The following is a 21,882-nucleotide window of genomic DNA, read 5'->3' as shown; positions in this document are numbered from 1 at the left end:
TTAGTTGCTTATGCGATTCCGTCGCTGTTGCAGGTACGTTGCCATCTCGTCTAACGGCAGCGCATTAAAGGTCATCTCTGCCGTCAATCCACCCTTTCGCGCCACGTCGACGCCGTAGTGCATGTCGAGCAATCCGGCCAGATTGTGCGCGTCGGGGTTGATACTAAGCAGTACACCCCGTTGCATGGCGTAGTCGATCCAGCGCCAGTCGATGTCGAGTCGGTACGGGCTGGCATTGATTTCGATAACGACACCGTGTTCAGCACAGGCATCGATAACAGCCCGGTGGTCGATTGGATACCCTTCCCGCGCCAGCAACAGCCGCCCTGTTGGATGCCCCAGAATGGTAGTATACGGGTTTTCGATCGCCCGGAGCAGCCGCGTCGTTGCTTTTTCGAGCGTCATGCTCAGAGTCTGATGCACCGATGCCACGACGTAATCGAAGTGGGCCAGAATTTCGTTGTCGTAATCCAGCGAGCCGTCGCCCAGAATATCGGACTCGATTCCCTTGAAGATACGAAAGTCAGTGCCGAAGCCCGCGTTTAGCTGATCGATCTCTTTGTGCTGGGCCAATACCTGTTCAACGCTCAGTCCGTGGGCGTAGCTGGCTGTTTTCGAATGGTCGGCAATACCGAAATAGCTCAGGCCCAGCTCGCGGGTGTAAGCCGCCATACTGGCCACCGATTCTTTACCGTCCGACCAGGTACTGTGGTTGTGCAGCGTTCCCCGAAGGTCTTCCCAGGTAACCAGATGCGTATGGTGGTGCTGTGTCGACCAGCGAAAGGCAAAATCGTCTTCGCGCATTTCGGGTACGACATACGGCAGCCCCGCCCGCTCGTAAATGGCCGTTTCACTCGGGTCGTTGCTGATGTATGCTGCCTGCAATAGCGCCACACCCGCCGACCCCGGCTGTTTCAGGTGCGCGCCGGCGGCCGACTGAATGAACAGTTGCCGGTCAAGCTGATCGGGGGCTTCCAGCCGTAGCTCGATAGCCACGTCATACCCTTCAGCTTTGCCCCGCCACACGAACGGCGACGACTCCCGTTCGTTGATCGTCAGGTTTGGTAGGCCGCGTAGTGTAAGCATGGCTGACAGCGGATCGGTTGTCTGTAACAGGAGCTGTACCGTATCGACTTCCTGCACCCGCCGACGTACTTGTCCGCTGATCTCGACACGTCCGAAATGGGGCACGAGTTGTTCACGCAGTCGCTGTGCTAGTTCGTCGGCGCGATCCATGCGTACCTTACCCTGCTGTTCCTGTAGAAACGTCAGCGCGTCCAGAATTTTCTCCTGCGTACTCGCACCGAAGCCTTTGATGCTGGCAATGCGTCCTTCCTCGCCCGCCGTCCGCAACTCGGCCAGCGTATCGATACCCAGTTCGCGCCAGAGCGTACGTACTTTCTTGACGCCTAGTCCTTTGATGCGAAACATGTCGAGTACACCGGCCGGCGTTTCGGCCAGCAAGGCATCGAGATCGGCCAGCCGACCCGTTTCGTTGATCTCATGAATTTTCTGGGCTACACTCTTCCCCACGCCCGGCAACTTAACCAACTCATCGACCGGCAGTTGACTCAGCTCGGCGGTAGTTTTATCGAGGTTAAACGCGGCCGTCTGGAAGGCGCGGGTTTTGAACGCGTCGCGCTCGTGAAGTTCCATCAGCCGACCCGTTAGTTCGAGTAGGTCGACAATTTCAGCATTATTCATACGGTACCAATTCAGCTTGCAAGATAGTAGTCCATGGTCGGTATACAGTTTTCGGTATACGGTTTACCGGGGTTCTCCGCACTGATCCGACGCGTTTATCTAACCAAATTGTAAACCGTATATCGTGAACCGCGCATCCGGCTACGAATCTACGTTCATCGTTTCATCACCCAGAATATCCTGTACATAGAGGGTCTGCACAAGAATCATCAGCATAGCCACAATCGGTGTAGCCAGCATCAGCCCCAGAATACCGCCAAACGCACCAATAACCAGCTGCGACCCAAACACCAGCGCGGGCGGCATGTCGATCATCTTTTTCTGTACGAGTGGCGTTGCCAGACTACTTTCGATCGTCTGAACGCCCAGATACAGGATCAGTACGTATAGCGCCTGTTGTGGACCGTCGAGAAAGGCGAACAGGAGTGCCGGAATCAGCGCGATAATAGGCCCCAGGTTGGGAATGAACGAGATAAGCCCGGCGAACAGGGCCAGTACGCCCGCCAGTCGAACGCCCAGCACCCATAACCCGATCGCAGTCAGTACGCCCACGACCGTCATGGAAAAAAGTTGACCCAACAGCCAGTTTACCAGCGTTTTGTCGAGCTTGTCCAGGATTTCGCCCGTCCGCTTCCGGCCTTTTTGGGGTACCAGCCAGATAATTCCCCGCCGATACAGCGTCGGGTCGGCAATGATAAACGCGGCCATGAACAGCACTACATAGACGTTACTAAGCGCCCCGAACGTTCCCGACAAGACACCCGTGGCCTGCGTCAGCAGTTTCGATCCGTTTTTCATCAGTTCGGATGGATTGGGCAAACTGCCGACTACTTGCTGACCCAATTTCGAGGACGACAGCCGCTGTTGAAAATTCCGGATTGCTTCGGGTGTCTGCTCCTGAAACTCCGTTATCTGTTCGCTGATACGTGATGCCAGTAGCCACACCATCAACGACAGTATGCCCAGCACACCAACGATAACGAGTGTCAATGCGAGGGTTTCGTTCAACCCAAATCGGTCGTGCAGTTTACGGGCACCGGCCCGGAGTGGCAGGGCAATCAACAGGGAGGCTACGATCAGCAGGAAGACGTTGAAGCTGACGCCGAATAGCCAGACAAGCAGCACAAAGAGAATAGTAATACCAACTGTGATGGATACGCGTTGCGCGAAGGTGGCGGTATCGAGCCGAGGGGAAGGATTGTCCATGAAATCGTCGTACAGCCGCTCTGTGTACCGACCGACCTACGTTTGTAACCTTACCCAACCGTTGTTGTTTCAATCGATTCGCTCCCCGCTACAGCTCTCGACTTGCCACACAGGTAGCCAACCGACTACGTTTTCCACAGAATTCTACTTAGTCTCTCATGTAAGTATTACATTACACCAAACAGCCACCAATGCGTATTCGTCGCAGCAGCATGACAACCGTTAGTTGACGTGGATGAACCAGCTAGCGGCAAAGCGGTCGGAGTACGCAATGACCTGCATACATAGGGGATCGTCCAGTTGCTTGAAGCACCAGTATACGTACTTAAAATTCATGGGTTTTGTCTTGAGGCTACCGTACGTACGTTAATTGCCCTCAACCCGGTTGTGTCATCGGTGAAAATAGTGCCGATAAACGTTAATTCAGATAGATGCGATGCTCCCGAACGATCGTTCCGGATCGAATCTGAAGTCGAATAAAGGTGGTAGCAGGATCGTAGAAGAAATGCCAGGTTGCGTCGAGTAGCATCGCCGTTCAGTTAAGTCGCAATTACGTAAAACGACCGTTTACTAAATAGGTTTACACATTAAATGACATTTCGCGTGTACATGGGTCGCCGGAATGTACCGCGCCAGACGGCACCTAACCGGCGTTGGTTCATTGCCTAGTTGAGTACAATTAACCAGCTATTGACGGAGTGCGAGCAGTAGGCCATAGCCAGCATGCAGGCTTGCCCATGTAGTGGCATGAATCGCCAGGTTGTTACGTAACTATGCATAATTTTATAAAAATTTTTATATAGAAACAATATATAACCTTGTTTTAAAAAACGCTTTAATAAAGGCATACCCTTATTACCAATCGTCGATCATTCTTCTTTATGTGGTACAATGTACGCTGATACAGCCGTTGGCTAGTGCGGGAGCATTCAGTATGGCCTTCACTGTGCATCCACTTTCCTCGCTCCACTCATGTAACCTAATTTTATTATAATTAACTAGTGAGTAATATTTTACTGCCCTTATCGCGTATATTCGTAAACATAAATCCATTTACTGGCTTACAGTATCTGTAGATCGACTTGTATTTATACCTACGACGCTTTAAACAACTATGAATGGCTTTCAACTTTACAAACATTACGTATCCAGAAGTGAAGTAGCAGCCTGGGGAACGGCTGACTGGCGTTACGGTCAGCTATTGATCAGTGCGTTTTACTTGGTTGGCATCACCCCCTTGTTCGACATGCTGGAGCAAGCCGAAGCGCTCGGTTGCCGCATTGGGCTGGTTTATTCCCATTCGGACGGGACAACGCCCCCCCTACCCGCTGGCATCGAACTGGTCAAGACGGAATGCACTCAGGCTCTACTTTCCCACTCACCCAGCCACACGCAGTGGCTCAATTCCTGCAACTACTAATAGAGCGGTATCACGTGCCATCAGGTAGCCTGGTGACCCGTATACGTACGCCAGCGACCCGAGAAACAAATCATCAACCCGCCGGTTTTAGCCTACAAAAGACAATTTCACGTTTTTATAGGTATGAAAATTTCACGCAAAGCAACGGCCCATTGGGCAGGGTCGGGCAAAGACGGCAAGGGTTCGCTGACAACTGACAGCACGGTCCTCGACAAAACACAGTACTCGTTCAATACCCGTTTTGAAGACGGCGTGGGTACCAACCCGGAAGAGTTGATCGCAGCAGCTCATGCCGGCTGTTTCGCCATGCAACTGGCATTCAATATCCAGCAAGCTGGGTTCACGGCTGACTCGCTGGACGTTCAGTGCACGATTACGCTTCAGGACGGGACAATCACCAATTCGGCACTGACACTGAACGCTGCGGTTCCGGGTCTGGACAAAGCCAAGTTCGACGAGCTGGTCGACCATGCCGAGCACAACTGCCCCATTTCCAAGTTGCTGAAAGCTGACATTAGTGTTGAGGCAACGCTGGCCTAGCAGCTACCGCACTAAAGCCGCGCCCGTCGAGCTATTCAGCCTGGCGGGCGCGGTTTCGTTTACGCAGCCGGGGGCGTCGTACCCTCCTCTCTGGACAGCAAGTCGGGTGGCTTAGTAAGCCCAGAAGTTTATTCAGCATGCAGGTAGCGCTCCCCGTATCAATGCAACTAATTGCGCCATTTACGGGAGAAATAAAACACGCGGGCAAGACCAGTGGTTGTATCAGACATATTGATTTTGACCACCACCTGTATCGATACTTGATCTACCCGACTCACGCATATGGATACCCAGATTCTAATCTTACTGGTTGACGACGAACCGCCAGTAATCGACATGATACAACGCATCGGCCGTCAGCATTTTAGCGAAGCCGAATTTATTAGCGCCAGTTCACCCGAAGCAGCGCTGACATACCTTGATGATAGCAGTCTGCCAAGGCCACAACTGATTTTGCTGGATATTGATCTGCACGCACCGATTGATGGTTTTGACCTGCTTGCCCAGATTCAGCAGCATCGCTATGCCATCGGTATCCCCGTAATCATGTTCACGGTGTCTGCATCGGAGCCGGACATTACCCGTGCTTACGAGAATGGAGCCGTAGCCTATACCCGCAAGCCGGATTCGCTGGCCGACTGGGTTCATTACGTACAGATGCTACGTGATTACTGGTTTCGGACAGCCGTACTACCCCGCACCGGCCAGCCCTAGTTAGCAAATCAGCTCATTTGCCGGTAACCGGCTGAGCCAAGGCGATCGTCCCCGCTTGAATAACACACCTGATTGCGCGTGAAGTGCGCGCGATTGGGTCAGTTACCTGCACTAGTTGCCTGAGGAACTGATAACAGTAGTCGATCGGTCAGCGACCCGCCTGCTGATCCATATATCGACTCCAACCTAACGCTACCTCATTGCCCGTCGGCGACAATAGCCAGCCCATTGGTATCGAGTACCCACTGACGGGTTTCATCGTGCCAACAGAACGTTAGTTTAGGGCAGAACCCGTCTCGTTTCCACTGCGCTTTCACCGCTACCGGCGCAAAAAGCTGATCTAAATCGACATAAACCAAGGTTGACGCGGGCTGTTGGGGAAGCCGTTCGAACGCAGCCTGTATACACCGGATAGGAATGGGGATTCGATTCATAGGTACCTTGTCTGGGGTGGCAGCACTTACTGAATTTTGTTGGGATGAAAACTGGCCTGCCAGTATCGGAAGATGAGCGACAGCTCCTGCTCCTGCTGCTTGCGACTGTCTTTCTTTTCGAAAATACCCTGTACCGTTAGTTCGAACGCTTGCTCAATAACGGGTGGTACGACAGGATTAGACATAAAAACGAAGGGGATGCACCGCTTTCGTAGCACGTCGTCGTCCTGTATCGCCTGCCGCAGTTCCAGTCCTGTCATACCCGGCAGCAGTATCTCGCAAAGGATGATGAATGGTTGCTGATCGGTTTGCGTCAGATAAGTCAATGCCGTTTCGGCGCGGTCGAAGTAACGAACCGGCCGATCGGGGGCAATTGTATTGAATAGTGAGCCGATTAAGAGATGGTCGTCCTCGTCGCTGTCGATGTAAATGATGGCCTCTTGGCCGGTAGAAGGAGGCATACGTATGAGGTACTATAGCAAAAAAATATAACGTATAGTATTACCGTTCTTGCCATCAAATTGTTTATCAAGCTTTTATACATATGTATGAAACGACAAATAATTTATTGCCCGGTAATCTTTATTGTCAAATATTGGTTGTAACTATACACTACATTGCCCCTACTACACAGCTAATAAATGCCGTTTTCGCCAACCATCCTGTTAGTCGAAGCAAACCATGGGCTTGCTCAGACAGTTGTGCAGACGGCCCGACGTAGTTTTGGGAACGCAATCTGGCACACAGCCGCGTCGCTGGACGAAGCGATTGACTGTGTCGAAAAGAACGACCGGTACCGACTGCTGCTGGTCGATCAGAAAGTAATCACGGGTGATTCATCAACGCCCCCGATCGAATCATTTGTCCGGCATCCGTCGCTGATTCACACACCGGTGCTGCTGCTATCCAGTCAGTTGGACGCAGCCCGTACGAAATGGGCCTACGAAATTGGCTTCTCGGCCTGCCATATCAAGCCAACGACGACGGAGACCTGGGATACGCTGCTGCATCAGATGCACCTGTACTGGTTCACGATCAACCTTGTCCCCCCGACCCGCTTCCGCCCAACCCCGTCTACCACGCAAACGACCTGAGCGCGCGATAAGCAGACGTCGGAATAGAGCAAGCGAAAGGGTATACTGTTTTGATTCTTATCTGTACCATACTGTCTATACCTCATCACCTGTGGCTATCATGCGATACAGTTTATTCACGTTTACGCTGTACTGCCTGTGCGTAACCACGGCAAACGCTCAATGGTATAGTAGCGAAACGAACAACAATTTTATCCATAACGACGCTTCAGCCAAGAAAGCCATTTGGTCTCTTTACGACTCCTTACAATACGGAAAGCCGTTTGCAACGCTGGCGTTACGGTATTCACAAGACCCAACATCCTATCGCGATGGGGGGACCGCGAAGCCAATATTGATTAACGATCTGGTAAAGGAGTTTCAGGATGTTGTTCGCCAGCTACACGTAGGTCAGCTATCCAGGCCGTTCAAGCATGAGTACGGCTATAGCATTATTCAGTTGCTGGAACGAGAAGACGACACCTGCCTTTTCCGTTCTATCCTTCTCCGCACCGATTAGTCCAGTCATTTACGGCGTAATAATGTAGCTGGCGTCGTCAAGGTTGGTTTTCAGCTGACCAGCTAACCGGGACGACTGAATAACCGGGGACAGCTTACTCAACAGTTCGAGCGTTGCTTTCCGACCCAGGCTTTTGTGGTATTTTATCAGAACAAACAGACTGGCCCAGGTATCCGTATTGGTTCGGATGTACCTGTCGATTGCGTACCATTCCTGCATGAACAGCAAGTAGTACGCCTGCCCCAGCTGTTCCAGTTTCGCTTCGTCCTTCGCTTCCTCAGCAACGGCAAATGCCTCCCGGTTCGCCTTCTTGCGTTGAGCATACGCAGTTTCTACGGTATCTGCGAAGCTTCTCAGCTGCTCATTCACCGGCGAATCCTCGGTTACGGACTCATTGAGATTATCCGGCTTGAGCGTAACGACCACCGCCTTATCCCACACGAAGTAAAACTGCCCGACGGCTCCGTCTACTGTAATGAAGTACGCAGCAGGCTCGTCCAGCGGTTTGGTAAAGGAGAAGAACGAACTCGTCAGCCTGACAGAGTCGACCAACTGATGTCCGTTACGAAACGACCCGGACGCATACAAGTATACGTTACCCGATTTTCGACCAATCACCTCGCCACGCAGCACCTGTTTGTCCTGCGCGTAGCTCGCCAGACAACAGACACTCATCAGTATTGCTACTACTATATATCGTATCATATTCCACATATCAGACTAGAAACCGATAACCGGCCAAATTCTAATCGTCTGCATACGTGTAACTTTCTCGGTATTTCCAGTTCTATCGACACGGACCAACCACTTCTCGCCGATGGGAACGCCACTAAACTTGCCACCACCAGTTTGATATTATAGTCACGCGGCCCCAGTTTGCCATTATTGGTAAATTCATAAAAAATCTTAATGACTGAATAGAGTGCAGGTAATTGTCCATTTTGCACTGGTGAACTCTATTAATCATTAAAAATCAACTCAATTATATGAAAAGGACACTATTCACACTCGCATGTATGGCTGCATTAACAACGGCCCAGGCTCAGACCGAAAAGGGACGCTGGCTTGTTGGCGCGCAGGTCGGCAATTTTTCCTATTCAGATCAGAGCAATCAACGCAGCTTTGAGGGCAGTCTGACACCTTCGGCAGGGTATTTCGTCGCTAACGGATTGGTAGTTGGTACTGGCATTCCACTTGGCCTGACATGGGCAAAATACACAACTACAGATCCAACAACATCAACATTTGCGGATGCCAAGCTCGTATCGACCAGATATGGATTAGCTCCTTTTATACGCTACTATTTCGGCGAAAATAAGCTTAAACCATATGTCGGGGTTGCTTATAGCTACAGTCGTACGAATGCAAACCAAAACATACCGGGTACACAGAGTGCGAAGTCGAAGGGTCACACATCGGTACTTAAGCCTACTATCGGCGTTGCTTACTTCATCACCCGAAACGTAGCGTTAAATGCGGGCTTGGATTATAATATTCAGACAGAAGAGAGTCGGTATACTCAAGCAGCGTCAGTAAGTAATTTTAGCTCCAATTCCAGTACACTCTCATTAGGTATCGGCTTCCAGCTATTCTTCGGCTCCTGATTAATGTAAGGGTAAATTTGAAAGTCTTTGTACTCGGCTATCTCGGCAACGAAGCAGATGGCTACAACGCAATACAGCACCTCAACGCATCAGCAGTGAATACATCTGATCGGTCAAACCTATACGCCACATTCAAAGACTTCAACCAAATGATTTCTGCCTTTATGCGGCCAATACGGGGGTTTTTCAGCGGTATTACAACGGTTATACAGCGATTATACAAGGCTCACGCAAGGCTTATCAAAAGATTATCGAGTCTAACCATTACTCTAAAAAATTCCCAACGGAAAATCAAACGAAAACAAAGCCAGTAAGAAGTTTCAAGTACAACCGCGCCGAACGGGTAGGGCGCAAAGTATACTATAACAAGACTTGTCTGCACTGCAACGGTAAATTTGAGAGTATAAGGATGGATGCAGCTTTTGTTGCTATAGATGTGCCAAGGCAGCGAGAAGAAAGGCAAGGAACATGTATTTCGTTTATGGGCAGACAAAAGCAGAGTTATACTTTTGTCTGCTCATAAATGAACTATAAATAATACTCAGTATAAAGTTCAAGATACTCTGCACCTTTTTTTTCCTTAATGAACGAGTCGAAAGCTGATTTCACAAAACTTATTTTACTCAAAGCTCTATGAACACTAGGTTCGTACGTACAGAACAACCACTCAACTTTAAAATTCTCACAATCAAACCTCTCAGGATTCAAATAAAAGATCATATAATCTCTAAGGTCTACAAAAGAATCCTTTACATCATTATATTTTTCTAATAGATCAAATTTATACAACAATCTAATAAAATTTATAAATTCAAAATGCATATCAGGCTTTGTACGTTTTTTTCCTACAAATAAATAATCAAATTCATACGAATGTATTTGATAACTATTAGACAAAATATTTTCTAAGTATTTATCAAAGAAAGTATCGTACTTAATAATACCGTTCATAACATAATCCCAATACTCCCGATTGGAAAACTCTTTTCCTAATCTATCCATTGCTTTATCAACTATAACTTGCTTATGCTCACTACTTACTATCTTGTATATACGCTCAAGATAACTAACAGTTTTACTGTGAACTTCTCTTGATCTACTTTCTAAAGTCTCTATTACGGCATTAATTAAATCTAAATTATTAATTTTCTTACTGTCATCTTTATCGATGAAAGCATGTACAACATAATCTAAAATTTCTTTCGTGAAAAGTTTAGGTTTATCACACAATATTTCCAGCAAATTTTGCCCAAATTCACTATCAATATATCCCGTATTTCCAATGAAAACATATTCTAAATTAATGACATTGCTAGGATGGAATATATCAGTATATTTCAAAGCATTTAACAAATTTTCGCTTATTATCTTAAACTTATCTTTTCCAAAATCAATTATTCCTAGCAACAAGCTTATATTATCAAATATATCAACAAATTTATAATCAAATGAAGACTTATTTATTTGATTATAAATCTTATGATTAACTTCATGACGGCCAAATGTACCAGAATTGCCGATAAAAGATTTATAATAATTTACGATTATATCATAGACTTTTTCCTCACTCTCTACGTCCAAATGCAAATCTTTTATTTTGTACTCAGCAATAGTATTTTTCAATTCACTATATTTTCCATAGTAAATAAAATAGAAGCAAAATTCATAATCTAACGAAATTTGTTCTTGCGAATAATCTCTATAATTAGCATAGTTTAACAGAAGCGCTTTTACTCCTGTGTTATACATATCTATATATTCGCTAAATACATCATTTACTATAAAGTTTCTGTTGTAAAACATATCAACAGTGATTAGATGAAAGTCGATTACGTGCTCCGACCTACTAGCCGTAGTAGTACTACTACCATTATCTAAGCTTTTTCGTATCTGCTTTATTTTCTCATACTCGTCTGCAACGTAACCACTTGCTTTATCTAATATTTCATCATCCCGTATAATTTTCATCAATTGAGCTTCTTCTTTAGAAATTTCGTTTGTATGTCTATACACAGCATCCAAATCAATTTTTTCTGCTTTGGAGCTAATCTCTTGAATTAGATCACTGCTTAAATTTTTATATTCTTTCCAATGAATGATATGACCTAATCGTTTAAGATTGAACTTACATATAAAATATACTACGTATTTGCCTGTATGCCATGCTTTTTGAGCTATTTCCTCAAATAGATTGTAGGATTGATATATATTTCCACATTTATAATGTGAATACGCTAACCTTGCATCCTCTTGCAAATCAGATGCATCAGTTATGTCTGTAATTAGAAGTTTATCAATTAGCTTATCAAGCTTTAATTGCCCTATCAAACATGTAAAGCACTCACAATCTCTCTTAGTAGTATTATACAATAAAACTTTCTTAGGAAAGTTTCTAAAATCTTCAAATTTTATCGTATTAATTGCTGAGTAATTCAAAACATCAGTTACATAAATTAAACTATCTTTATTCTTTTTCAACTCATCTTCGTTACTAATCTTAGAAAGATAATCTTTTTTAAAATCTATATATCCATCTTTTAATTCAACACTGTTTTCCAAAAATTCCACTAATTCTTTATTTTTTATGCTCAAAGAGTAAACGTCGTGCTCATTGTAAAATACTTTTTCGCTCGTATTATTAAATGGATATAAATTTGCTATAAAAAAATAAGGCAAAGTCCCTAATTCAGAAAATCTCTATAAAGACATTTTCATTTGTTTTATATAATCATACTCTCTTAAATCCTCTTCGAATCTATTATAGACATTCAGAAAAGTCAAAATACTCAATAAATTTTGTCCGGTAATATTTAAAGATGAACTACTTTTTCTGAAATCAATTTTTCTAGCGTTATCACCTCCTAAATACAAATTTATATAATTTTCATTATCTTTATAACTAAGCACATTAACACCTTTTTCTCTTAGGTAATTAACCTTAAAAGAACTGTAAGAGCTATGCGTAATAAGGTAAGAGTTTTGATAATTTTTACCTAGAATATTTCTAACTTTTTGTAATATCAATTTCAAATTAATATCCGAAAAACTATATCCTACAAATAGTACTACTTTTGTTGAAAATATAGATTTTATAAAAGCTTCAAATAAAGGATGATTAAATTCATAATCTATATAATCGTCCTCTTTCAAGACAAAATCATCCTCATCTAAATCTCCATGAATCTTTACTAATAAATTCGAATTAGCCACATACGGAAAATCATTATCTTTTTTAACAACGGAAAAAGGTAACGCTCTATTTTTTATTACTTGTTCTAGTAAGTCATCATAATTAGTGGTCAATATATGTTCCGGCTGCAAGTCAAATATAGCCTCATCAATAGGATTATATTTTTTTTTCTTATGATGTAACGTGGCTCTTATTTTGTCAATATATTCTTTTTGTTTTCTTTCGTTAAAATATATTTGTGCAATTTGTAGCGCATCTTCTGTATCACTCCTATCAATACCTATATCTCGCTTAATTTCTTCTAGCATATCGCCCCAATTCGGTATGTTAGAATTAACCGAGACACCAGAACCTACAAACACTACTAATTTTTTAGTGTCTCTTGCCTTCTGAATTATCCCAATATCTGATAAAAACTTTTTACCATTATCCATTGTGTAACGTCTTATCTCTTGTTATCTTTTTCACTCTATTGCTGTCCTGCAACATAAATTTATACATATAAAAATAAAGCTATCATGAAAATATTGGATGTATTAGTATAATCCTAAAAGTATATAAAAACGAAAAAGCCTAAATACTTGACTAATAAGTATTTAGGCTTTTTATGCAGAGAGAGAGGGATTCGAACCCCCGGACCTGTTACAGTCAGTGGTTTTCAAGACCACCGCAATCGACCACTCTGCCATCTCTCTTTGGTGACACAAAGGTAAGGCGATTTTTGCGTCAGCGCAATACCAGGGCCCTTTTCCCGAAAAAAATATGCGTACGCTGGCTTTATCACGCGTCGCGAAACCTGCCGTCGCCGTTATCAGTTTACTTTACTGACTCCTACTCCCAAACCGATGTGGCTCGCCGGCTTCCTTGTGCAACGAGTCAGTCCTGCAACGTTATGAAAGAAATTCTGGCCATCATCGCGGCTTATAATGCACTCAATACCAGTACGACTAAAGCTGCTTTGGCAACCGTGGTCCGCGTCGAAGGGTCATCGTACCGCCGGACGGGGGCGCGTATGCTCATCCTGGACAACGGGCAATGGGTGGGCGGCATCAGCGGAGGGTGCCTGGAAGGCGATGCACTCAGACGGGCACGGCTGGCGATTGCGCAAAGCAAGCCAACGCTGGTCACCTACGACACCACCGACGATGATGATTACCAAATCGGCGTGGGCCTGGGCTGCAACGGCGTTATCGACGTCTTGATTTCTCCCCTCCACCCCGATCATCCGAATCCGCTCGACTGCCTGAAAACCTGCCTGGACGATGCGCGCAAAACGCACGTACTGCTAACGCTCACCAGCTTTACCGGCTCGTTTGGCGATCTTCAGCGGGGCGACATGATTCGCTACGACGGCCCCGACAGTCTGCTCGCGCTGGGCGATGCCGAGCTGACCACGCCGATCGAGCAGAAGATTCAGCAGTATATCAGCAAAGGAAAATCGGCCCCGTTTGCGTTCGAGCTGTCGAATGGGCAGTCGCTGGAACTGTTTATCGAGGTTCTGCTGCCTGTTCCCCATCTTATTCTGATGGGACAGCAGTACGACGTGCTGCCGCTGGTACGGATGAGTAACGAACTGGGCTGGATGGCCACGGTTGTTGCCAACCCGCAGAAAGTAACGCAGACGCTGTTTGCCGAAGCGCACGCCATCGTTGCCCCCGACGCGTTTGCCAGCATTCCCATCGATCAGCAAACGGCGGTGATTCTGATGGCGCACGATTTCAAAACCGACAAGAACAACCTGCCCCGCGTGCTAACCACCGACGTTCCGTTTATCGGCATGCTGGGGCCACGGGTCCGGGCGGAGCGTATCTTTAATGAGTTGTCGGACGAAGGGCGCTTCGACGGCGAGACAGACCGTATTCATGCCCCCATCGGCCTAGACATCGGTGCGGCCACGCCCGAAGAAATTGCCCTGTCGATCGTGGCCGAAGTGCGGGCGTTCCTGTCGCATCGCAGCGGCACCGCCCTCCGCCACCGTGCCGCCCCGATTCATGAGCGGGAATAACTGTATACGGTTTTCGGTCTACAGTTCACGGTGTCCCGTTACACAGTAGCTTCGCCTTATGACCATTTCTCGCCAGAACCACAGCACCGATTCCGGCACACAGTAAACTGTAAACCGAAAACCGTTCCCCGAAAAATGACCTACCTGGACTATAACGCCACGACGCCCGTCGATCCGGCGGTGCTGGACGCGATGCTACCGTTCTTTCGGGAGCACTTCGGCAATCCGGCGTCGCGCACGCATGTGTACGGGTGGCAGGCCGCCGACGCGGTGGCGCAGGCGCGGGATCAGCTGGCGCGGCTGCTGGGCGTATCGGAGAAAGAGATTGTTTTTACCAGTGGTGCTACCGAGTCGGTGAATCTGGCGCTCAAAGGTGCGTTCGAGGCCCGGCGGTCGGCGGGCGGTCATATTATAACGGTCGAAACGGAACACAAGGCGGTCCTCGACACCTGCGATCACCTCCTTCGGCTGGGTGCCGACGTAACCTATATTACGCCCCATGCCGACGGGCTAATCGATCCGGAACAGGTCGAGGCTGCGCTACGACCCGATACATTGCTGATCTCGGTCATGGTCGCCAACAACGAAACGGGCGTCGTTCATCCTATCAACGCGCTTGCGCAACTGGCGCAGGAACGCGGCATTCTGTTTCATACCGACGCTACGCAGGCTGTGGGTAAACTGCCGCTGAACCTCTCCGACGGATTGATCGACATGCTGAGTTTGTCGGGCCACAAATTGTACGGTCCTAAAGGTGTTGGTGCGCTTGTCGCCCGGAAGCACGTCAAACTAACGGCGCAGCAGGACGGCGGTCGGCATGAGCGCGGACGCCGATCGGGTACACTCAACGTACCGGGGATTGTCGGATTAGGTAAAGCGGCCGAACTATGTCAGCAGCAGCTGATGACCGAAGCCCTGCGACAAAGCGCCCTGCGCGACCGGCTCGAACAGGGTATTTTAAGCCGCGTTCCCGATGCGGCTGTTAACGGCAACACCACCCATCGACTACCCAACACCACCAATATCCGCTTTGCCCATGTCGACGGGGAGCGGCTGCTCGACAGTTTGCATGAGCTGGCGGCTTCCAACGGCTCGGCCTGTACCTCAGCCACTACCGAGCCATCGTACGTGCTCAAAGCTATGGGGCTGTCGGACGAGCTGGCCTACGCGTCGGTTCGATTCAGTCTGGGCCGTTTTACAACCGACGATGAAATCGACCGGGCTATTCAGCACGTTGCCGATACTGTTTCTCAACTACGGGGCCATAGCTAAACCTAAAAGATTTTGAACACCTTTTAGCTTTGTTGACAGTCAGCCGATTACAGCACCGAATGAGTCATAATTTTCGGCCGGTTTAGCAGCCGAAGCGAACCGACCTGACTCAGGTCAGCGCCCCACTATCTCCCCTCTGCCGAGATGGCAGAACCTACAGTCAAACCGATTGGCAAGGGTATCGCGATCAGGATTTTGCGCTGAACCTGGTGACAAACTCCACGGATTTCGAAATCCCACGGGTCGGTTTCAGGCAAAAGCCGTACTTTTGAGCAGTATTCAAAGAGCGAAAGGGTGAAAGAGCGAAAGAGCGAAAAGCTGACGCGACTCCTTCCGCTCTTTCACTCTTTCGCTCTTTCGCTCTTTACACATGGACGCAACCGAATCACTGCCAACGCTCGAAACCGCCCGCAAGCTGGGCCTGCTCCCCGACGAATTCGACAAGATCGTCGACATTCTGGGCCGTCAGCCCAACTTTACCGAACTCAGTATCTTCTCGGTAATGTGGTCGGAGCACTGCTCCTACAAAAACTCGATTCTCTGGCTGAAAACCCTCCCCCGCGACTCCGACCGGATGCTCGCCAAGGCCGGTGAAGAGAACGCCGGACTGGTTGACATCGGCGACGGCCTGGCCTGTTCGTTCAAAATCGAATCGCACAACCACCCCTCGGCGCTGGAACCGTATCAGGGTGCCGCAACGGGCGTCGGTGGTATCAACCGCGACATTTTCACCATGGGTGCACGGCCTATCGCCCAACTCAATTCGCTGCGCTTCGGCGACCTGGGTCTACCCAAAACCCGCCGACTGCTGCGGGGTGTGGTCAAAGGTATCGGCGACTACGGCAACGCGTTCGGTATTCCAACCGTTGGTGGCGAACTGTATTTCGACGAGTGTTACAACACCAATCCGCTGGTCAACGCGTTCTCGGCGGGTATCGTTGAAACGGGTAAAGTAGCGAAAGCGACGTCGTACGGCGTGGGCAACCCAGTGTTCATCGTTGGTTCGGCAACCGGTAAAGACGGCATCCACGGGGCAACGTTTGCCTCGGAAGACATCACCGCAGCCTCGACCGACAAGCTGCCCGCCGTGCAGGTTGGTGACCCCTTCATGGAGAAGCTGTTGCTCGAAGCCACGCTCGAAATCATCGCGACGGGTCACGTGATCGGTATTCAGGACATGGGTGCCGCTGGGATCATCTGCTCGACTTCGGAAATGAGCGCGAAGGGTGAGCACGGCATGATCATCGACCTCGACAAAGTCCCGACGCGTCAGCCCAACATGGCTCCGTTCGAGATTCTGCTATCGGAATCGCAGGAGCGGATGCTGGTGGTCATCGAGAAAGGCAAAGAGGCCGTTATTCAGGGAATCTTCGACAAGTGGGACCTGAACTGTGCGCAGATTGGCGAAGTGACGGCCAAGGGTGAAAACGATCTAGGTCGTCTGCATTTCTACCGCTACGGCGAACTCGTTGCCGACGTGCCAGCCTATGATCTGGTGCTTGGTGGCGGTGCCCCGCAGTATCAGCGTGAGTACAAAGAACCCGCGTATATCAAGGAATTCGCCAAGTTCAACCCCGACGACGTCGATGACGTTACGGCGGATGAACTGACGGACGTAGCCAAACACCTGTTGTCGCACCCGAACATCTGCTCGCGCCGTTGGGTGTACGAACAGTACGATTCGATGGTCGGCACGGCAAACCGGAGCACCAACGCACCGTCGGATGCCGCCGTTGTCAGTGTGAAAGGCCCCGGCCTGCCAGCCACCGACAAGTCGATTGTCATTACCGTCGATTGCAACAGCCGCTACGTGAACGCCGAGCCGCGCAAAGGGGCCATGATCGCTGTAGCGGAAGCCTGCCGGAACATTGTCTGTTCGGGTGGCGAACCACTGGCCGTTACTAACAACCTGAACTTCGGTAATCCTTACGTACCGGAAGTCTACTGGCAGTTTGTCGAAGCCGTTCAGGGCATGGGCGAAGCCTGCCGCCGGTTTAGTACCCCCGTGACGGGCGGTAACGTCAGCTTCTACAATCAGTCGTCCGACGATGGTCCGGTATTCCCGACGCCAACAATCGGTATGCTCGGATTGATGGAAGATCCGGCCCATCGCATGACGATGAACTTCAAAAATGAAGGCGACCTGATTTACCTGATCGGACCATCGAGCGACGACATCGCTTCATCGGAATACCTGTACTCCTACCGGGGTGTCAAGGCAGCGCCCGCACCTTACTTCGATTTCGATACCGAGTGGCGCGTACAGGAAGGCATCAAAACCATGATTCGCAGCGGCTGGATTCAATCGGCCCACGACGTGTCGGATGGCGGCCTGTTCGTCGCCCTGGCGGAGTCAGCGATGACGGGTGATAAAGGCTTTGCGATCGGCACCGATGCGCGGCATCGTACCGACGCTTTCCTGTTCGGTGAAGGCCAAAGCCGCGTAGTCGTAACAATCACACCCGATCAGGTCGCTCATCTGGAAGGCTACCTGAACGACAGCATCCTGCCGTTCCAGTATCTGGGTCAGGTTACAGCACAGGGCTTCACCATCGAAGACAAGCAGGTGCTCACCTCACACGAAGCAAAGGCGCTGTACAACACGGCCCTGGATACGATTATGAACTAGTCATTTTTAAACCTAAAAGGTTTTGGAAACCTTTTAGGTTTAGAGATACCAATAAACGCAATAGGGTCGGCATCACTGCCGACCCTATTGCGTTTATTATCGTTCCGGGTCTGTGTATGCATAGACCGTGGACGTCACCCACTTGTTTTTATCACGAATACCGGTCGTTCCGCCACGGGTAAGCCGTGTTGGAATAGCCCCGTTCTTCCCAGAAACCGAGTTTGTTCTTGTCCATAAACTCGATTCGCTTAATCCATTTGCTACCTTTCCAGGCGTACAACTGCGGAGTGATCATTCGCAAAGGGCCGCCATGTTCGCGGGTCAGGGGTTGTCCATCGGCCGTGTGTACGAGCAGTACGTCGGGCTTGAGCGCTTCTTCGAGAGCTACGTTAGTCGAATAGCCATCGTAGCCATAACACATGACGTGCGTGGCCGTGCCCTTCGGATCGACCAGCGCAGCCAGATCCATGAAGCGTACGCCCACCCAGGGAACGTCAAGTCGCGACCAGGTTGTAACGCAGTGAAAATCGCTGGTATCCTCAACCTGCGGCAGGGCCATCAGATCCTCCCATTTCAGCCGGACAGGATTGTTAACTTCCCCGTCGATGTTCAACTGCCATTTGTCAAGCGGAATGCTCGGCTGATAACCCAGATCAAGCACCGGCCACTTATTCGTCAGCGTCTGGCCAACCGGCGTAGCGGGCATCCCGTGTCGGTTGAGCGGCCCCGACCCACGCGGGCGTTCGTCGGTCAGCGAAGGCGTCTGTGCCATCTTCTCCTCAAACCGGCGTCGGAGTTTCATCCGGGCTTCGACAATCTTATCGGTCTTTTCGTTGGCTTCCATGTCTCAAGTATCTAGCTGTTGACATAACAGCGATCACGACAGAGTAGTTTACCTGGCCGCTTGTAGGCACTAGACGCCCCGCACGTAGCTACCCAGCAGCTTCACTTCGTTGGCATACTGGTCCATAACATCGCGTAATGCCGGGTCGTCGGCGTGGCCTTCGCATTCGAGCAGAAACCAGTAACGGAAAGTCGCCCCATCTTTCAGCGGACGGCTTTCGATCTTGGTCAGGTTGATACCACGCGCATTGAACTCCTGTAGAAACTCGGCCAATACCCCCGGCGATTGCGTGTTTGCCAGCCGGGCAATCAGCATCGTTTTGTCGTGGCCACTGGGCTGATTCACGAAGTCCTTGGCCAGAATCAGGAAGCGCGTCCGGTTCAGATCAGAGTCTTCGATGTTGTCGAACAGCACGGGCACGTCGAAGAGTTTGGCCGCAATCGTCGAGCAGATAGCCGCCGTTTTGGGTTGCTGCCCCGCCAGCTTAGCCGCTTTCGACGTCGATTCAACCGGAACAAACTCAACGTTCAGCCCGTCGAACGAATCGCTGAGAAACTTACTGCACTGCCGGAACGCGATGTCTTTCGAGTAGATGTGCGTGATTTCGGCGAGGTTCTCCGTCTGCGTAGCAAACGTAAAATGGACCGGAATCTGGGCTTCGGCTGCGATGCGCAAATCTTTCTCCAGCAACAGGTCGATGGTCTCGTTGACGATTCCCTGCTGATTATTCTCGATCGGCACGACGCCGAACCGCACCCGTCCTGTTTCGACGCTTTCGAATACCGACCGGATGGTGGGCAGGGCCATGTAGGCACTCATCGCGCCAAACCGACTCTCAGCGGCCTGGTGCGTAAAACTACCTTCGGGTCCCAGGTAGGACACGCGCTCGGGCAGTTCGAGGTTGCGCGAAACGGCAAAGATTTCCAGAAAAATAGCCTCGATAGCCGCCTGATTGAGCAGGCCCGTATTCTGACTGTGCAGCCGGTCCAGAATCTGTTTTTCACGCTCGGGACGGTAGATAACCGTGTTGGCGGAGCGTTTGAGTTCACCCACTTTACGGACCAGTTCCATACGCTGATTCAGCAGCGTCAGTAACTGATCGTCCAGCGTATCAATGTCGTTACGGAGCGATTCGAGGGTCATTTTTAACAATTTACGGTTTACGGTTTACAGTTTGCGATACCGTCCGGTCTGCAAAAGACCCACAGAAAACCGTAAACCACAAACCGTAAACCGAAAAATTCCTATAGTGGATTCTGCACGATAGCTGCGTTGGCGTTGATTTCCCGGCGCGGAATCAGGAATTCCCATTGGTTGTCACCGGCGGCTACATCGAAGAGTACCGCTACTGCCGTATTGATGTTAGCACCGTTGCGGTTAAGCGGCAGATTCATCCGCTTCAGATCGGTGAACCGGAAGCCTTCGCCCCACAGCTCGACACGGCGGTGAAACAGAATCTCATCGACCAGCGCCTGTCCCGTTTTTGTCGATTTCGCGTAAGCTGCATCGCGCTTGCTGACCAGATCATACAGTGCTGTTGCGGCAGCTGCCGAATTACCCAGCCGGGCCTGCGCTTCGGCTTCGATCAGGTACATCTCAGCCGCCCGCATGTACGGCACGTCACCCATCGTACTGGTCGACGGTGTACCGGGTAGCCGGAATTTCTGGTTCATGTAAGCGACCCGTACTCCGCCCGTCGGCACGACCGAATTGGCCGAGGTCGGTGCTTTCACCCACATCTTCGAGCGAATGTCCGTAGTTGGAATCTGATCATACAGTTTGCTGTTGATCACCTTCGGCGTTACGCGGATGTTGGTCGAGTTAAAGTTGCAGGAGATATACGAGTGGTACGCACCGAAATACTCCGTCTGATCTTCCACGTGATCGAAACCCCACATCCATTCCGGGTTCGTGATATCCGAAAAACCGTCCTGATACTGCGCGGTTGTCATGGGCGAATAGCTCGCACGGGCCTGGGCCGCGTACTTTGCCGCGTCGGTCCAGTTTTGCTGCACCAATGCTACCCGTGCCTGAAACCCGCGAACAACGTCCAGATTGACGTGCGATTTATACGACCGGGTCGAGGTCAGTAGCGTAGCTGCCTGCGTCAGGTCCTGATTGATCTGCGTGTAAATATCTTCAACCGTCGCGCGGGGTTGTCCAGTCGTCGTAGGCGTCAGAATCAGTGGCACGCCCAGTTGGCTGTTGGGTTTGGCCGCTGCATTATACCGTTTACCGTACAGCTGCACCAGGTTGAAATACGAGAACGCCCGTATCCCCAGCGCTTCTCCTTTGACCTGATTCCGTTCGGCCTGCGTCCCCGTGGCATTGTCGATATTGGCAATGATCAGGTTGGCGTTGCCGATCAGGCGGTAGTACAGCTGGTAAGGCATCTGGCCACCCGTCGACGTTTCCGAGCGGTGGGCCTGCCAGCGCGCTTCGGCAAAATGGCCCGTGTTCGACGTGTTGGCCGGCATCAGGTCCTCGCCCATCACGTCCAGAATGATCATCATGGCCGGATGCCCAAAGTGAGCCTGCGAGTCGAGATACCGGACGATCATAGCCCGGTAAATACCGTTGACGGCAGCCGCTGCATTTTTCGTGGTAGCGTAGGCAGCATTGGCGTCCACACTACCCGTGGGCAGTGTTTCCAAATAATCTGGGTTGCACGAGGCCACAAACAGACTGGCTGCTACGGCGATCGTCATGCCTATTTTTTTCATGTGT

General features: G+C 49.7%; 19 protein-coding genes and 1 tRNA gene. 9 read left to right on the top strand and 11 right to left on the bottom strand.

The window, feature by feature from the left end:
• Together CLV58_RS14425 and CLV58_RS14420 are read right to left on the bottom strand one after the other, a co-directional pair.
• Nucleotides 1–1,704: a helix-hairpin-helix domain-containing protein gene (locus CLV58_RS14425; RefSeq protein WP_106138532.1), complete on the bottom strand. Its 1,704-nt coding sequence runs from the start codon at nt 1,702–1,704 to the stop codon at nt 1–3.
• 141 nt (nt 1,705–1,845) lie between these two features.
• Nucleotides 1,846–2,910 (bottom strand): AI-2E family transporter, encoded by a 1,065-nt coding sequence (locus CLV58_RS14420; protein ID WP_106138531.1) that lies wholly within the window; start codon nt 2,908–2,910, stop codon nt 1,846–1,848.
• A 1,114-nt stretch (nt 2,911–4,024) separates the two neighbouring features.
• On the opposite strand from CLV58_RS14420, the gene CLV58_RS14415 reads away from it, so the two are divergent.
• The 3 genes from CLV58_RS14415 (at nt 4,025) to CLV58_RS14405 (ending at nt 5,584) form a co-directional block, all read left to right on the top strand.
• On the top strand, nt 4,025–4,330 hold the full coding sequence (locus tag CLV58_RS14415; RefSeq protein WP_106138530.1) for a hypothetical protein: 306 nt from the start codon (nt 4,025–4,027) through the stop codon (nt 4,328–4,330).
• Between the two features lie 123 nt (nt 4,331–4,453).
• Entirely contained in the window at nt 4,454–4,870 is a 417-nt protein-coding gene (locus CLV58_RS14410) for an OsmC family protein (RefSeq protein WP_106138529.1), read from the top strand.
• A gap of 282 nt (nt 4,871–5,152) precedes the next feature.
• Nucleotides 5,153–5,584 (top strand): response regulator, encoded by a 432-nt coding sequence (locus CLV58_RS14405; protein WP_106138528.1) that lies wholly within the window; start codon nt 5,153–5,155, stop codon nt 5,582–5,584.
• Nucleotides 5,585–5,781: 197 nt separating this feature from the next.
• On the opposite strand, the gene CLV58_RS14400 is transcribed toward CLV58_RS14405, so the two are convergent.
• Nucleotides 5,782–6,018, bottom strand: a complete 237-nt coding sequence (locus CLV58_RS14400) for a hypothetical protein (protein ID WP_106138527.1) — start codon at nt 6,016–6,018, stop codon at nt 5,782–5,784.
• Nucleotides 6,019–6,044: 26 nt separating this feature from the next.
• Nucleotides 6,045–6,479: a response regulator gene (locus CLV58_RS14395; protein WP_106138526.1), complete on the bottom strand. Its 435-nt coding sequence runs from the start codon at nt 6,477–6,479 to the stop codon at nt 6,045–6,047.
• Between the two features lie 180 nt (nt 6,480–6,659).
• Here CLV58_RS14395 and CLV58_RS14390 point away from each other — a divergent pair, with 180 nt between their 5' ends.
• Both CLV58_RS14390 and CLV58_RS14385 read left to right on the top strand, forming a co-directional pair.
• Complete coding sequence (locus tag CLV58_RS14390) at nt 6,660–7,112, top strand: response regulator (protein ID WP_106138525.1); 453 nt, start codon at nt 6,660–6,662, stop codon at nt 7,110–7,112.
• A 100-nt stretch (nt 7,113–7,212) separates the two neighbouring features.
• The gene (locus CLV58_RS14385; protein WP_106138524.1) at nt 7,213–7,611 is read left to right on the top strand and encodes a peptidylprolyl isomerase; all 399 of its coding nucleotides are present in this window, start codon (nt 7,213–7,215) and stop codon (nt 7,609–7,611) included.
• 9 nt (nt 7,612–7,620) lie between these two features.
• On the opposite strand, the gene CLV58_RS14380 is transcribed toward CLV58_RS14385, so the two are convergent.
• The gene (locus tag CLV58_RS14380; protein WP_170108708.1) at nt 7,621–8,316 is read right to left on the bottom strand and encodes a DUF4369 domain-containing protein; all 696 of its coding nucleotides are present in this window, start codon (nt 8,314–8,316) and stop codon (nt 7,621–7,623) included.
• 257 nt (nt 8,317–8,573) lie between these two features.
• Between CLV58_RS14380 and CLV58_RS14375 the strand changes: the two genes are divergently transcribed.
• Entirely contained in the window at nt 8,574–9,215 is a 642-nt protein-coding gene (locus CLV58_RS14375) for an outer membrane beta-barrel protein (protein WP_342748915.1), read from the top strand.
• Nucleotides 9,216–9,743: 528 nt separating this feature from the next.
• Here CLV58_RS14375 and CLV58_RS14370 read toward each other — a convergent pair.
• From CLV58_RS14370 to CLV58_RS14360, 3 genes are all read right to left on the bottom strand, one after another.
• Nucleotides 9,744–11,891, bottom strand: a complete 2,148-nt coding sequence (locus tag CLV58_RS14370) for a hypothetical protein (RefSeq protein ID WP_211300859.1) — start codon at nt 11,889–11,891, stop codon at nt 9,744–9,746.
• A gap of 21 nt (nt 11,892–11,912) precedes the next feature.
• Nucleotides 11,913–12,839, bottom strand: coding sequence for an SIR2 family NAD-dependent protein deacylase (locus CLV58_RS14365; protein ID WP_106138520.1), 927 nt, complete (start codon nt 12,837–12,839; stop codon nt 11,913–11,915).
• Between the two features lie 176 nt (nt 12,840–13,015).
• A tRNA-Ser gene (locus CLV58_RS14360) sits at nt 13,016–13,100 on the bottom strand.
• Nucleotides 13,101–13,297: 197 nt separating this feature from the next.
• Here CLV58_RS14360 and CLV58_RS14355 point away from each other — a divergent pair.
• The 3 genes from CLV58_RS14355 to purL all read left to right on the top strand — a co-directional run bounded on the left by CLV58_RS14355 (nt 13,298) and on the right by purL (nt 18,311).
• Nucleotides 13,298–14,410 (top strand): XdhC family protein, encoded by a 1,113-nt coding sequence (locus tag CLV58_RS14355; protein WP_106138519.1) that lies wholly within the window; start codon nt 13,298–13,300, stop codon nt 14,408–14,410.
• Nucleotides 14,411–14,545: 135 nt separating this feature from the next.
• Nucleotides 14,546–15,682, top strand: coding sequence for a cysteine desulfurase family protein (locus CLV58_RS14350; RefSeq protein WP_106138518.1), 1,137 nt, complete (start codon nt 14,546–14,548; stop codon nt 15,680–15,682).
• 370 nt (nt 15,683–16,052) lie between these two features.
• Nucleotides 16,053–18,311: a phosphoribosylformylglycinamidine synthase subunit PurL gene (gene purL, locus CLV58_RS14345; protein WP_106138517.1), complete on the top strand. Its 2,259-nt coding sequence runs from the start codon at nt 16,053–16,055 to the stop codon at nt 18,309–18,311.
• 151 nt (nt 18,312–18,462) lie between these two features.
• On the opposite strand, the gene CLV58_RS14340 is transcribed toward purL, so the two are convergent.
• From CLV58_RS14340 to CLV58_RS14330, 3 genes are all read right to left on the bottom strand, one after another.
• Nucleotides 18,463–19,155 carry a sulfite oxidase-like oxidoreductase gene (locus tag CLV58_RS14340; RefSeq protein ID WP_106138516.1) on the bottom strand — a complete coding sequence of 231 codons (693 nt, stop codon included), beginning with the start codon at nt 19,153–19,155 and terminating at the stop codon, nt 18,463–18,465.
• Nucleotides 19,156–19,224: 69 nt separating this feature from the next.
• Nucleotides 19,225–20,298 carry a prephenate dehydratase gene (pheA, locus tag CLV58_RS14335; protein WP_106138515.1) on the bottom strand — a complete coding sequence of 358 codons (1,074 nt, stop codon included), beginning with the start codon at nt 20,296–20,298 and terminating at the stop codon, nt 19,225–19,227.
• 101 nt (nt 20,299–20,399) lie between these two features.
• Nucleotides 20,400–21,878: a RagB/SusD family nutrient uptake outer membrane protein gene (locus CLV58_RS14330; RefSeq protein WP_106138514.1), complete on the bottom strand. Its 1,479-nt coding sequence runs from the start codon at nt 21,876–21,878 to the stop codon at nt 20,400–20,402.
• Between the last annotated feature and the right edge of the window lie 4 nt (nt 21,879–21,882).

Source organism: Spirosoma oryzae, from assembly GCF_003002825.1.
Classification (GTDB): domain Bacteria; phylum Bacteroidota; class Bacteroidia; order Cytophagales; family Spirosomataceae; genus Spirosoma; species Spirosoma oryzae.
This window is presented reverse-complemented; position numbering and strand designations above follow the sequence as displayed.